The organism is Anderseniella sp. Alg231-50 (genome assembly GCF_900149695.1).
Lineage (GTDB): Bacteria > Pseudomonadota > Alphaproteobacteria > Rhizobiales > Aestuariivirgaceae > Anderseniella.
Genome location: NZ_LT703003.1, coordinates 859411 through 873591 on the forward strand (window position 1 = coordinate 859411; position 14181 = coordinate 873591).

General features: G+C 54.1%; 8 protein-coding genes and 1 tRNA gene. 4 read left to right on the forward strand and 5 right to left on the reverse strand.

All coding sequences use genetic code 11. The features are described 5' to 3' along the window. Window positions 1-16: 16 nt before the first annotated feature. Complete coding sequence (gene hemA, locus DHN55_RS04120; RefSeq protein WP_108880102.1) at window positions 17-1234, reverse strand: 5-aminolevulinate synthase; 1218 nt, start codon at window positions 1232-1234, stop codon at window positions 17-19. A gap of 33 nt (window positions 1235-1267) precedes the next feature. Between hemA and DHN55_RS22220 the strand changes: the two genes are divergently transcribed. The 4 genes from DHN55_RS22220 (at window position 1268) to DHN55_RS04135 (ending at window position 4996) form a co-directional block, all read left to right on the forward strand. Continuing rightward, entirely contained in the window at window positions 1268-1474 is a 207-nt protein-coding gene (locus tag DHN55_RS22220; RefSeq protein WP_337659905.1) for a hypothetical protein, read from the forward strand. A 76-nt stretch (window positions 1475-1550) separates the two neighbouring features. Next, window positions 1551-2720, forward strand: a complete 1170-nt coding sequence (locus tag DHN55_RS04125) for a TAXI family TRAP transporter solute-binding subunit (RefSeq protein WP_108880103.1) — start codon at window positions 1551-1553, stop codon at window positions 2718-2720. A gap of 107 nt (window positions 2721-2827) precedes the next feature. After that, window positions 2828-4837 (forward strand): TRAP transporter permease, encoded by a 2010-nt coding sequence (locus DHN55_RS04130; RefSeq protein ID WP_337659906.1) that lies wholly within the window; start codon window positions 2828-2830, stop codon window positions 4835-4837. Between the two features lie 82 nt (window positions 4838-4919). Next, window positions 4920-4996 (forward strand) — tRNA-Arg (locus DHN55_RS04135). 47 nt (window positions 4997-5043) lie between these two features. On the opposite strand, the gene DHN55_RS04140 is transcribed toward DHN55_RS04135, so the two are convergent. The 4 genes from DHN55_RS04140 to DHN55_RS04155 are packed head-to-tail and all read right to left on the reverse strand — an operon-like array spanning window position 5044 to window position 13989. Next, entirely contained in the window at window positions 5044-8100 is a 3057-nt protein-coding gene (locus tag DHN55_RS04140; RefSeq protein WP_108880104.1) for a restriction endonuclease, read from the reverse strand. 2 nt (window positions 8101-8102) lie between these two features. Next, complete coding sequence (locus DHN55_RS04145; protein WP_337659907.1) at window positions 8103-10022, reverse strand: site-specific DNA-methyltransferase; 1920 nt, start codon at window positions 10020-10022, stop codon at window positions 8103-8105. After that, window positions 10019-10720 carry a DUF4391 domain-containing protein gene (locus DHN55_RS04150; RefSeq protein WP_337659908.1) on the reverse strand — a complete coding sequence of 234 codons (702 nt, stop codon included), beginning with the start codon at window positions 10718-10720 and terminating at the stop codon, window positions 10019-10021. The genes DHN55_RS04145 and DHN55_RS04150 overlap by 4 nt, the downstream gene beginning before the upstream one ends. Next, on the reverse strand, window positions 10717-13989 hold the full coding sequence (locus DHN55_RS04155; protein ID WP_108880106.1) for a helicase-related protein: 3273 nt from the start codon (window positions 13987-13989) through the stop codon (window positions 10717-10719). Before DHN55_RS04155 ends, DHN55_RS04150 begins: the two co-directional genes overlap by 4 nt. Window positions 13990-14181 lie beyond the last annotated feature (192 nt).

The following is a 14181-nucleotide window of genomic DNA, read 5'->3' on the forward strand; positions in this document are numbered from 1 at the left end:
GGTTGGCTAACCTTTGTCAGGCAACCGCGCGCGCCAGGGCACACTGGGACCACAATTCGTTCAGTGCGGAGACAAGGTGCTCGATATCGGCCTGGCTATGCAAGGGGGTCGGCGTAAAACGCAGCCGCTCTGTGCCCTTGGGCACGGTCGGATAGTTGATCGGCTGGACATAAATGCCGGCATTGTCCAGCAGCCAGTCGGAAATCCATTTGCACTTCACCGCATCACCCACCATGACCGGCACGATGTGGCTGTCGTTGGGCATGTGCGGAATGCCGGCCTTGTCGAGGCCGGTGCGCAGGGCCGCCACCATTTCGCGCTGCTTGAGGCGCTCGGTGTCGGATTGCTTCAGGTGCCTGATCGACGAGATTGCGCCTGCTGCAACGGCAGGTGGCAGCGCGGTGGTGAAGATGAAGCCGGAGGCAAACGAGCGCACGAAATCGCACAGCTGCGTTGACGCGGTGATGTAACCGCCCATGACACCGAAGGCCTTGCCCAGCGTGCCCTCGATCACGTCAAGACGGTCCATGATGCCTTCACGTTCGGCAACACCGCCGCCGCGCGGGCCGTACATGCCGACAGCGTGCACTTCGTCCAGGTAAGTGAGCGCATTGTGCTTTTCGGCCACGTCGCAGATTTCCGCGATCGGTGAAATATCACCGTCCATGGAGTAGACGCTTTCAAACGCCACCAGCTTGGGCCGGTCCGGATCAACCTGGGACAGCAGGCGGTCGAGGTCTTCCGGGTCGTTATGCTTCCAGATATGGCGTTCGGCCTTGGAATGCCGGATGCCCTCGATCATCGAGGCGTGATTGTCGGCGTCGGAAAACACCGCACAGCCGGGCAGCTTGGATGCAAGCGTCCCGAGCGAGGCCCAGTTGGAGACATAGCCGGAGGTAAAGATCAGGGCTGCTTCCTTGCCGTGCAGGTCGGCCAGTTCGCGCTCGAGCTCGACATGGTGGTGATTGGTGCCGGAGATATTGCGGGTGCCGCCGGCGCCGGCGCCGCACTGCTTGATGGCTGCGGTCATGGCGGCGATTACGTCCGGGTTCTGGCCCATGCCGAGATAGTCGTTGGAACACCACACCGTGACGTCCGAGACCGAACCGTCCGGCTTGTAGCGCGCGGCCTTTGGAAACTGGCCCTGATGGCGCGCCAGGTCGGCAAATACACGGTAACGGCCTTCATCGCGAAGACTGCCAAGTTGCTGTTCAAAAAAGCCTGCGTAATCCATCAACTCTACCCTCACCAAATGTGTGATATATTTATGGCGCAAAACCTTAGAAAGATTCCAGTGGTGGAAGTGCCGCATGCGTCACAATGTGGTGTTGGCGGGTCACGCTTGCGTCAGCAGCGCGCGGCACTGGAATGGAATTTCATTATTGGCCTTGCCAACAAACTTCATTCGTACAAGTCTCTTTACAGCAACAAATCAGGTTGCACCGCCATGCCGGGACGGCAAAGCGAACGGTGAAAAGCGCCGTGATAAAAAGATCGGTCCTGCCAGTCGCCCGACTGGGCGGAGAACCGTGATCAGGAGGAAATCAGGAATGAACTGCGTAAGAACACTGCTGCTGGGCGCGACCGCGCTGGCCTTTGCCGGACAGGCATATGCTGCCGATGCCAAACTGCCGGGCCAGCTGGCCTGGACCGCCTACGGCACCGGGTCTGCCGGATACAACCAGTCGGTCGCCATCGGCGCAGCGCTGAAGGCCGCCTTCGGCACCAATTTGCGCGTCCTGCCCGGCAAAAACGATGTCGCACGCACCGAGCCGCTGCGCCAGGGCAAGGTGCAGTTTTCCGCCACCGGCGTCGGCGGATCGTTCATGGCCCAGGAGGGTGTGTTCCAGTTCGGTGCCGAAAACTGGGGGCCGCAGCCGGTTCGCGTGCTGATGGCCAACAATGGCGGCGCGGTCGGGCTGTCGATGGGGGTCGCCAAGGACGTGTGCGAAAAGGCCGGCAAGCCGGACTGCAAGGGTTTTGGTTATTCCGACCTGAAGGGCATGCGGGTGGCCTGGGTCAAGGGCGCCCCGGCGCTGAACGTCAACAACGAGGCCTATCTCGCCTATGGCGGGCTGACCTGGGATGACGTGGAACGCGTCGACTTCGGCGGTTTCAGCGCGTCCTGGAAAGGCATGGGCAACAACGAGGTGGATGCGGTGTTCGCCTCGACCAATTCCGGCCTGGCTTACGCGCAGGAATCCAATCCGCGTGGCCTGATCTGGCCCGAGATCGACCCGGCCAACAAAGAAGGCCTGGCCCGGATGCAGAAAATCGCACCGTTCTTCTCGCCGGTGAACGCAAAGGTAGGCGCAGGTATTGACGGCGGCGATCCGGTGCCCACGGCAGGCTATGCCTACCCGGTGCTGACCGCCATGGCGTCACAGGATGCAGAGCTGGTCTACAACATGACCAAGGCGATGGTGGAACTGTTCCCGCAATATGACGGCAAGGCGCCGGGCATTGGCGGCTGGTCCAAGGACAAGCAGAATTTCGAATGGGTTGCGCCCTACCATGAAGGCGCCATCCGCTATTACAAGGAAATCGGGGCCTGGACCGACGCCGCCCAGGCGCACAATGACAACCTGATCAAACGCCAGCAGGCCCTGCTGGCCGCCTGGCAGCAACTGAAGGACGCCAACCCGGACGACTGGGCCAAAGCCTGGGACAAGAGGCGCCGGGAAGCGCTTGAGGCCGGTGGCTTCAAGGTAGTGTTCTAGAGCACTTTAGGGACGATCAGGTTTATGGGATTTGGTTCAGTGAACCAAAACCCATCCCGTTCCTGATACTTCAGATAGAGTAGTGCGCGCGGCTCGCAACGGGCCGCGTGTATGCAAGGCGAAGGGGCGCTGTCCTGACCAATGTGGCTGAAACGAAACCGGCAGAGCCTGCCGGGCTGGTAAATGCCGAACCGACGCTGGCGCGGTCCGATATCGGACCTGCCGCCCGCACTGCCGTGGTCATCCTGACCGTGGCGGGCATCGCCCTGTCGGTTTATCAGCTGTTCGGCTTCGGCAGATACGTCACCACGCTGTTGCAGGGTCAGTACCTGTATCTGCTGGGTGGCCTGTTCCTGGCCCAGGTGTTTTTGTGTTTCAGGATGTTCAGGACGTCACCCTCAACGCCGCAATGGTATGACTGGGCATTGTCGGGCCTTTCACTTGCAGCCATGGGGTATTTCGCGGCAACGGCGGAGCAGAGCCTGGATTCAGGCTGGGAATACGCCGCGCCGGAAACCGCGCGCTGGGCCTCGCTTCTGGTCTACGGGCTGATCCTGGAAGGCACGCGCCGGGCCGGCGGTTTTACTCTGTTCATCATCGTGGCGGTGTTTTCGGTCTATCCGACCTTTGCCGACAAGGTGCCCAATCCGCTGAACGGGTTCGCGCAGCCGTTCTGGGACACGGTGCCCTATCACATCATTTCCGCGGAAAGCTCGTTCGGCATCCCGATGCGCGCCTTCGGCACGCTGGTGATCGGTTTCATCCTGTTCGGCGCGGTGCTGCAGCGCACCGGCGGCGGCAAGTTTTTCAACGATCTGGCACTGGCCCTGGTCGGGCGGTTCCGGGGCGGCGCGGCAAAGGTCGCCATATTCGCCTCCGGGTTCATGGGCTCGATGTCGGGCTCGGTGATCTCCAACGTGCTGACCACCGGCGCCGTGTCGATACCGGCCATGAAGAAATCCGGCTTCCAGCCGCGCTATGCGGCGGCGACCGAGGCCTGTGCCTCGACCGGCGGGGTGCTGATGCCGCCGATCATGGGGGCGACGGCGTTCGTCATGGCGTCGTTCCTGGAGCGGCCCTATATCGAGATTGCGCTGGCCGCCACGATCCCCTCGGTCCTGTATTATTTCGGCCTGTTCGCGCAGATCGACGCCTATGCGGCACGCCGCGGCCTGAAGGGCATTGCACGCGAGGAACTTCCGTCGCTGTCCGCCGCCGTCAGGGACGGCTGGCTTTACCTGTTCGTATTTGGCCTGTTGATTTTCATGATGGTGCACCTGCGTCAGGATACGCTGGCGCCGTTTTACGCCACCGCTTTGCTGCTGGTCATCAACCAGTTTCTCAAACGCCACCGGTTTACGTTGAGCAGCGGCACCGACCTGGTGTTCGGCGTCGGCAAGGCGCTGGCCGAACTGACTGCGGTGCTGCTGGGCGTCGGGCTGATTGTCGGGGCGTTTTCCGCCACCGGGCTGGCCGGCACCCTGGTCAACGACCTGGTGTTCATGGCCGGCAACAATGTCATCGTGCTGCTCATCATGGGCGCGCTGACGGCGTTCGTGTTCGGCATGGGGATGACGGTGACGGCGTGCTATATCTTCCTGGCCGTGGTGCTGGCACCGGCGCTTGAGCAGGCCGGGCTCAACCGGCTGGCAGTGCACCTGTTCATCCTGTACTGGGGCATGGTCAGCTATATCACGCCGCCGGTCGCACTGGGCGCGTTTGCGGCGGCGACCATGGCCGGGGCTACCCCGTTCAAAACGGGTTTGGAGGCCATGCGGCTGGGCGGGGTGATCTATATCGCACCGTTCTTCTTCGTGCTCAACCCGGCGCTGGTCGGCGTCGGCTCAGCCGGTGAAATCGCCTTCGTGCTAACGACAGCCCTGATCGGCATCACCTTCATTTCAGGCGCCCTGCAGGGCCATGTCAGCTATGTGGGCGGGTTAGGGCAAGGCCCGATGGGCCTGTTCATGCGCGTGGTCTTATTCGCCGCCGGCCTGCTGTTCGCCGCCCCAGGCAATGAGACCATCGGTGTCACCCACCTGCAACTGAGCATGGCCGCAATAGCGCTGGCCCTGCCGCCGCTCATCTACGCCCGGACCCGGCATCGCGAGGGGTGAACGGGGTGATACAAGGCGATACGACCTTAACCGTTGCTGCGCTGAACAAGCTGGGGTATAGGAAACCATTCAACCGGCATTTGCACCCGTAGCTCAGCTGGATAGAGCGCTGCCCTCCGAAGGCAGAGGTCAGAGGTTCGAATCCTCTCGGGTGCGCCAGGTTTCATGTGTCCGTTTTGAGCACATGTTTTCATTCTATCAATGCGCTAAGCTGCTTTTACGATATCCAGCAACCGCTCATAGGTGTCCACAACATCGTATTTCACACCATCATCGACAACATCCATAAAGAACTGCCGAGCACATTCAATCTTGCTTTTCTCAATTTCCCGCAACTGCATAGATGACATTGAACCTTTGGTCTCGGCCACGAAATAAATGTGCTTCACATCCCCTTCTTTGAAAGCAACTGCCCAGTCCGGATTGTAGTCCCCTACCGGCGTCGGTATGAAAAACCCATTCGGGAGCTTGGCATAAACGACCACTTCGGAACTGATGTCCAGATTCTCGGCAAAAGCCAGTTCTTTGCCCGAATCGGTCACCACATAGTCGTACACGTGGTTGTTTGCCGACATCGCCTTGGAAAGATCACGCGGCGTTTTGTCTTGCGTGAAGATTTCAACACCGAAAGTTTCATGCAACATGTTGTAGCGGAGGTGCTGAATCACCATCGTGGCTTTCTGTTCATTCACCAATCGCGAGACGTCACCGATGAACGCTTCGGGGTTTAATTTGTATGTACCGAACTTAGCAATATTTATACCACGCAAAATGTCGGTTATTGTTCGTCTGGTAAGCTTCGTGTTTTCTGTAATTTTGCCAATCAGATCATATCTGACGCCAACTGAGACCGGCGCTGACTCATAGTCAGATTCCGTTTCACGCAAACCGAAGCTAGTTCCTCCTTGGACACTATCATATGTGAGTTGGTCAGCCTGTTCGCCGCTTTTAATCACATACTGCATCTTTGAAACGTTGAGTTCCTTATCAACCGTCTTAACGCATTTCTCGATCAACTCGGCGGTATCAAACTCAACCTTATAGGCGGCTTTTTTGTTGATCCGCCCCCACAGCGCCTGAAATTCCTTTTTATGGAAGTTGTCGTTCAAATTGTTGATTTGCCCCTTTCTGTCGTTGCTGATGTCTGGTCCGGCAGCGTCCAAGAACACACTGTCTACCAGGCCAAAAACTTGAGCAGCGTAAGGTGCCAACGCATCCGGCAGTGCGGCCAGGTCATCATCTTGTTTCGCGCGATGGTACTCATCTGTGATGTGGTCATCGTCGTCCGTGTAATCATTTTTAAGAAGGTACCGGTAAAGTGTCTTTGCCATCGCAGCGTCGATGGCGATTTCTTCATCGCCATCCAGCAACACCTTGCCAAGGAAATAGTCTTCCGTGGCCTTTCTCGGGCGCGACGCCAAACCTTCACGCAGTTCTTTCTGAAAGCCTTTAACGAATTCCTCGTAGCTTTCATTGGCTACCACAGTCAGCACATTGATGTCGTGGACAATCGCCGGATGATCCTGTCGGTCGCCTTCGCGATTAACGCAGATGCGCAAGCCACGGCCAACTTCCTGACGGCGTCCGATCTGATTGTCGGAATATTTCAAGGTGCAGATCACGAAGACATTTGGATTGTCCCACCCTTCCCGCAGCGCGGAATGAGAGAACAGAAAACGCGTCGGCTCATTCAAGGAAAGCAGCCGATCCTTGTCCTTCAAAATCAGGTCGTAAGCGTCTGTGTCGTCGCTTTCGCCCTTCATTTCGCCGGTCTTCTTTACGGTCGGATCAACAAGTTTCTTCTTGTCAATCGAGAAATAGCCGTTGTGGGTCTTGGAAACGTCCCGCCCGACATTGTCGATATAGGCTTTGTAGGCGGGGTCGGCCAACAATCCCTCGGCGTCCAGGGCCTTGGCATACTCTTCTTCAAATATTTTTGCGTAATCGCCCTTCACCTGATCACCATTCTCATCGTACTGGCGATAGTTGGCGACGGCATCGATGAAAAAGAGTGACAAAACCTTGATGCCCCTGGCGTGCAGGCTGCGTTCTTTTTCAAAATGCGCCTTGATCGTCTCACGGATTTGAATGCGCCGCAGCGCCATTTCGTTTTGGTCGTTGATCGCTTCACCAGCGTCTATCTCATGGCCATTTTCAAAGGTGATCGTGTTGGTTTTCGCATCAATGTCCGTCACAATGAACCGATCACGGTATTCTTCAAGTTCGTTCGACAGGACGAAAAGATTGTCGCCCTTAGAAATCTTGCGAAACTGACGCCTTATGCCGTTCTGCTGCTTTATCTCGAGTTCCAACCGCGCAACGGGTGGCTTGGATTTGGAGACCTCAATGCTCTCCAAATAGAGATAGGCGTCCGTTCCGGGCAGCCCTCGAACGGAGATGCCACGCACCGCAATCTTTTTGACCAGCTTTTGATTATAAGCGTCCAGCGCGTCTAGGCGGTGGATGAGGTTATGCGTCGTATTGTGGGTGGCCGAGTAGCGCAGCAGCATCATGGCGTCGAACTCTTCTAACTTCCTTTGCGTCGCCGCCCCTTCCATTTTTTGAGGTTCATCGAGAATGAGAATGGGGCGCACTGCGCGAATAACATCAATCGGCCGACGCGACTGGAATTCATCCAATTCGCTGAAAATGCGCCGCGCATCCTTTCCGCCGGTGCCGGAGGCGTTGAAAGCCTGCACATTGATGATCATCACGTTGATGCCCACGTCGGACGCAAAGCTTTCGACCTGGTGCAGATTCTTGGACGAATAGATGAAGAACCGCGCCCGTTTTCCGTAGTCAGCAAGGAAGTGGTCGGCGGTATCTTCGAAGGTTTTCTTCACACCTTCACGAATCGCGATGCTCGGCACGACCACGATAAACTTTGACCAGCCGTACCGCCTGTTCATTTCGAACATTGTCTTGATATAGCAATATGTCTTGCCGGTGCCGGTTTCCATTTCCACGTCGAGATTGATCGGCGCGACCCTGTTCTTCACAAGCGTTTCGGAAAGCGGCAGATTCTGCCGCCGCTGCACGAACTGAATGTTGTCAAAGATCGCCGTCTCATCCAGCGAGAGCGCAGGGTTGCGGTGACCCGTAACATCCTCATCGAGCGAAAGCCTGCCTTGCACAGCGACCTGCCTACCGGGGTCAACGCGATACTCAAATCCGGTTCGGTGTGGTTGACCTTCGAAGCAACCCACCGCCGCGTTCACCGCATTGGTCTGATAGGCCATAACCTTGAAGTTCTGGCGACCCATGGTCAGATCACCTTCACTTCGGTGTGCGGCGACAAGTGCTTGAACAACTGCTCTGCGTTGATCTTGGTTGCGTCACAATCGAACCCACCATCGCGGAAGACAACCCGCAGCGGCTCACGCTCGGCGATTTGCTTCACCAGAGCCTCGGAAATCCCAGTTTCAAAACAGGCGGCCAGCGCGTTGTCATCGACGAAGAACACTTCTTTGCTCTGCATGCTCTCACAGGAAATCGGCAAGGTCAGATCGACACCCCAATCGAGCAGCACCTGAAACAACAGATCCTCGCTGGTGCGATCCGGCTTAATATTGCTGACTTGTGAAAGAAGGTCGTCCTGGCTAACTCTTTCAGGCGAATGCCAAACATCAGTCATGTTGGAGGAGTCGATTTTCAGAGCGCGAAAGCCGACGTCGAGTTTGCCGGCTAGGTCAGGGTATTCTTCGAGAATTTTGGTGCCTGCGCGGCGTATGCGTTCTTTAGACAGGTCAGCAATTGAGTCCAATTCGGTGTCCTGAATCTTTTCGGAGATTTGAACCGAAATGCAAGTCCTCTTGCCACTATCAATGGAATTGAATTCTTGGACCGCATGTGGCAACGAAGCGCTGCCAACAAAAAAGTCCATAATCAACGCGTCAGAGTCTTCTTTTGTTGAAAGCTCCAAAATTCTCTTCATCAGCCGAATCGGCTTTGGTGTGTCAAAGACTCCAGCATATTCTGGTAGTAATGAGTTTACTTCTTTTTTGGCCTCCTGATTATGGCCGCACTCTTCGTAGGTCCACCAAGTAGTGGGAACTCGTCCGTCTTTCACGTCCGTCAGATATTGTTTTATTGCTGGAACGTTTGATCCATCTTCCCCAAACCATATCCTGCCCTGTTCCATCAAGTTTTTCATATTTTCTTTGGAGGTGAACCAACAACGTCCATTTGGTGGACGAACAACGCGGCCTGATGGTGTGATAATTTCGTAGTCATAGGAAGCTGAGTAAGATTTTACAGATGCGTCACCAGCTTTCCAAACACCACGCGGATCATCATCTCTATTTGTATATCTTGCGTTCTGTTCTTCGGTTCGAGGCAGTAGATCGATGTTCCAACCTGTCGTGTCAGATTTTTTATCCCGCCTATTTTTCGCAAAAACCAATATATGATCATGCATATCGCTGAAATAAGTAGCGTCATTTTGGGGAGAGTATTTCTTTTGCCAAACAATGTTTGCCACAAAATTTCCACTCCCAAACAACTCCTCACACATCTTTTGAAGGGCTGAAACCTCGCCATCATCAATAGAGATGAAAATAACCCCATCGTCTCGTAGTAAATTTCGCGCCAACTTCAGTCTTGGGTACATCATCGACAGCCAGTCTGAATGGTACCGTCCATTACTTTCAGGATTGGCAACCAGCCGTCCGCCTTCCTCATCCCGCTGACCGCTTTCTTCAAGATACTGGTCCTTGTCAGCCGTGAAATTGTCCCTGTAGATGAAGTCCTTGCCGGTGTTATAGGGCGGATCGATGTAGATCAACTTGACCTTGCCGAGATAGGTTTCTTGCAAGAGCTTTAAGGCATCTAGATTGTCGCCTTCGATGAAAAGGTTCTTCGTAGTGTCGAAGTCGACGCTCTCCTGGCGGCAGGGGCGCAGGCTCTTGTTGATCGGCGCATTGGCGGCCAGCATGGCCTTCTTCTTGCCCGGCCAGTTGAGGTGATAGCGCTCTTGCGGTCCTTCGACGATATTGTCCGACAATTCCTGTTTCAGCGCATCGAAATCGATGACGTGTTTCACATTGCCATCGTCGTCGCGGCCTTCCGTCACCACATTAGGAAACAGGTCCGCAATGCGCTGGATGTTTTGATCGGTGAAGTTCGGCGTGGTCAAGTCCAGCTTTTCCAGCCCGCTTTCGTCGCCATATTCGATCTCATCGCTCACAGGCTTCGCTCCAATCTTCTTGTTGTTTCATCCGGCGGCGTTTCCAGCACTACCAATTCTGCTTCGGCCTGCCGCAGTCTTTTATTGAGTTCCACCCGCCGGTTGAATTGTTTCTCCCGCGCCATCGCAGCCTTCAGCTTGTCACAAGTTCGTTCCTTCACCGCAATCGCAGTGACACGGTCCGCGAACGCATCCATCGTTTCGCCGGGAAACGGCACATGCGGCATTAGCACTTGCAGCATCTCGCGGTAGAGCGTACCGAGATTGAGCGCCATTGGCAGCGGTGCCCGCTGCGTATCAACCGGTAGCCAGTCGCCGCGAAAATAATCGCCCACCATCCATTTCATTCTGTCAGCCTCGCTGGGCCGCTTGTATGCCGCTGAAACACAGAGTTGCTCTGCACGATGCAATTCGAAGATGATGGGGAAAGCAATCGCCCGATCGACAAGCCTCAAAACACCTTCCGATATTTCATCGCCCTTCAAAACCACTTCAAATATCTGAATTTCCGGTACAGCTTCGGTGGAGGACAAATTGAGCGCCTTGGGGAATAGTTTGTGTTTCCAGATAATTTGCGCCACCTGATCGGTCAACTGCTCCCTGACAGTTCCTGTGGGTCGGGAATTAGCGGTTATCCTAGACTTCGGTACTACCTTGTTGAAAAGCGTGTTTGTCGGATATTGAAACAATCCGCTCACTGAAGCGTCCTCACGACAATAAAGGCAACGAGTTCGAAGTCATCTAGACCTTCGATGGTATCCGTTAGCGCAGTAGTGGCTCCACCGGAAAACAAACTTTCAATGTCTTTTTCCTCTTTCACATCGATCATCGAGCGTATCGCCTGGTCGAGAAGCGCAGAATATTTCTGCATTCGCCGTCCGTCCTGCGTTTCCTTATTAAACGGCTCGTAAAACGCTTTGACCGGCTCCGAAACTCCACGGCAAGCTGACCGCGCAAGATCAAGCAGGTGCTTGACTTGGGTGTGGTCTGAAATGATCTCACCGGCTTCGCTGATGTAGACAAGATAGAACGGGTGAAGCCGGTTCTGCCGATTGATCTCGCTGCCTGCCTTGATGTTTCGAAGCGTGAAGATCACGCCGGGCTCCAGACCCAAGGATGGCATTGCGGGAACGACGGCGTGCATCCCATTTGGGACGCCGTTCATATCGCCTCGTGCTTTGACATAGTTCACGAGGTCCATGCGGAAGTCATTCAAGCCAAGGTCTGTGATCGAAATGCCTTGCCGCACGTCTTCCAATTCTATGACCTCATCCTGCATCCGGCGCAGCTGTTCGCGCCTGTATGAAATATCGTTCGCCTTGGCACTCAACACATTGTCATCGCCAGTTGCCGACACATCCGCAATAACCATGCGGTTTTCGACCCGCTCCTTGAGATTGATGTATTCATCCAGAGAAATGTCAGGCCAGTAGTTCACCAACTGGATTTGATCATTAGAAGAACCAATACGATCCACGCGGCCAAAGCGCTGAATGATGCGAACGGGATTCCAGTGTATGTCATAGTTGATCACCATATCGCAGTCTTGAAGGTTCTGACCTTCCGAAATGCAATCGGTGCCGATCAGAATATCGATTTCTTCCGGTTCCTCCGGCAACAGCAGGCTTTTCTTTTTGGATTGCGGTGAAAACAGCGTCAAAATCGATTGGAAATCATAGTGATTTTTCAAAGTCGATTTTGGTGCGCTGGAACCAGAGACGCAAGCCGTGTGGCGCTGATGTTTTACCGAGATATGTTCTGCGACATGTTCGTTGAGGTAGTTTGCCGTATCGGCGAAGGCCGTAAAAACAAGTACCTTGTGATTACCGGAATTGATCGGTTCATCGACTTTCTCCGACAAGCGTTGTAGCAAATGTTGCAACTTGAAGTCATCTTCTGGCTTTATGTGGCCAAGACTTTCGAGAAGCGCCGAAACGATTGCCTGATCTGCTGACAGTTCCGCCTTCCAAGTTGGCAGGTCCATATCTGCGAAATCAATCTGAACCTTCCCGCCGGTTGTTGATGGATCAATCTCGGTGAGATCGTCCTCGTCCGGCTCCATGCCTTCAATGATATCGGTTAGGTCACCAATGTTTGCTGCCTCACCAGAACTCTCGAAAGTTTCGATGTGGCCAAGCGTGCTTGAATAGAGATCATTCAGACGACCCAGCGTGATGCGGAACGCTTCCACAGAACTTTCAAGCCGCTTGAGCAAGTTCGTTGTCATCAAAGCCTGCAAGGCTTTCTCGCGATCTGCCTGGCGTAGTGCAGAACCGCCGCTACTCACCTTTGTGTCGTAGAGTTCTTCATACTTTTGCAGGCGGCTCGGCAGGACGTATTTAATCGGCGCGTAGACCGCGAGGTGGAGTTGAGTGAGGTCCTTGTAGATTTCATTGAACTGTGGTGTGTCCGGTCGCTCTGACAGCTTGCAGTGATGAGAGATCGGCTTAAGGCGCTTAGGAAATTGGCCAATCTCCGCGGTATCGTAATAGGTGGTGATGTGCTTTCGCGAGCGTGCAATGGTGACGCTATCGAGCAGTTCGAAGAGGTCGAAATCAAGCGCCTCGAGTATCGCTTCTGCGGTGCGATCTTCTGGGGGCAGCTTTGACCACTCGTTAAACGCAGCCTGTGAGCGCCGGAAAATCTCGTCGATACCTTTGCTGGTTTTCAACTTCTGGTTCAGACGTTCTGGTTCGTCCTCATAAGCCAGCGCCAGCTGGTTCTTTAAATCGTTGAACCGATTATTCACTGGTGTAGCGGAAAGCATGAGAACCTTCGTTTTGACACCCGCGCGCACGACCTGATTGAGCAACTTCTCGTACCGGGTCTCGCGGTCTTTTACGGCATCATTATTTCGGAAATTGTGAGACTCATCGATAACAACAAGATCGTAATTACCCCAGTTTACCTCGTTCAATCGAATACCAAAGGACTCGCCGGTTTCGCGTTGCAGATCAGTGTGACACAAGACATCGTAGTTGAGCCGGTCTGCCGCCAGGATATTAGTCTTGAGGTTCTTGTTGTAGGTGAGCCAGTTGTCAGCCAACTTTTTTGGACAAAGCACCAGGACGGACTTGTTTCGCAATTCGTAGTATTTGACGACAGCCAGTGCGGTGAAGGTTTTGCCGAGGCCGACGCTGTCAGCGAGTATGCAGCCGTTAAAGGTTTCAAGTTTATTGATCAGCCCAACAGCTGCATCACGTTGGAAGTTGTAGAGAGTGTTCCAGACAACCGAGTCCTGATAGCCAGTCATCTCGTTGGGCAGCACATCTTCATTAATGTCCTCAAGGAACTCATTGAATACATTGAAGAGCATAAGAAAGTAAATTCGTTCCGGCGAATTCTCGCGATAGATCGACGCAATATGTTCGCAAAGACGCTCTGTGACGTCCTCGACCCTATCGGCATCGTTCCAAACTTGCTCGAACAGTTTGACGTAGACACCAGTTGTCGCGGCATCATCGTTTCGATTTACGAAATTGGAAACTGCATTGCCTTGGGTGTACCCAAGATCTGCAACTGAGAAGCCTTGAATTCCGGAATAGACTGTTGCCCCATCAATTGTCTCTGTAAAGGCGAATTGCTGCATGGTCGAACGTGTGCGGTTGCTCTTGAACTTCGCCTTGCGCCTAATCCAGTCCGCACATTCACGGGCAATCGCGCGCTGCGTTAGTTGATTTTTGAGATGAACCTCGTACTCGGTTCCGTACAAGCCGCGCTCTCGGTTCAACTTAGGAATTTCGAATTCACGATGCGCCCGCTTGTTACTATCAGTTTGCTGGGAAGGTGTGAACGTCGAGGAGGTGAAAATGAACTGTAATTCATCTACTTTTTCGAGTTCATCCTTAAGAACTTCATAGGCGAACATCGAGAAATTTGCGGCTGCGACTCTTAGCTTAGCACCTGGAATCAATTTGGTTTTGAGATCGTCACCAAAGATTTGATTGATGTTATCAATTACAAGCATGTCTTTGAAAATTTCAAATTATCGCGCCTAGTTTACAGTTGAAGCCGGTTTCGTCTGCAAATGAAAACCAACGAATAACAGAATCAAATACCACACGAAGTCTCATTTGGCACGATTAACAGTCAACTGATAATTAAGTTTGCTCCGTTGAGAATTGCAGATCAACCACCCCCACCGTCATCAACTTGTCAC

Bases quoted from the DNA above. Each gene is read 5' to 3' on its own strand.
- hemA (WP_108880102.1), bottom strand. From the start codon at position 1,234: ATGGATTACGCAGGCTTTTTTGAACAGCAACTTGGCAGTCTTCGCGAT.
- DHN55_RS22220 (WP_337659905.1), top strand. From the start codon at position 1,268: ATGGCGCAAAACCTTAGAAAGATTCCAGTGGTGGAAGTGCCGCATGCG.
- DHN55_RS04125 (WP_108880103.1), top strand. From the start codon at position 1,551: ATGAACTGCGTAAGAACACTGCTGCTGGGCGCGACCGCGCTGGCCTTT.
- DHN55_RS04140 (WP_108880104.1), bottom strand. From the start codon at position 8,100: ATGGGTCGCCAGAACTTCAAGGTTATGGCCTATCAGACCAATGCGGTG.
- DHN55_RS04155 (WP_108880106.1), bottom strand. From the start codon at position 13,989: ATGCTTGTAATTGATAACATCAATCAAATCTTTGGTGACGATCTCAAA.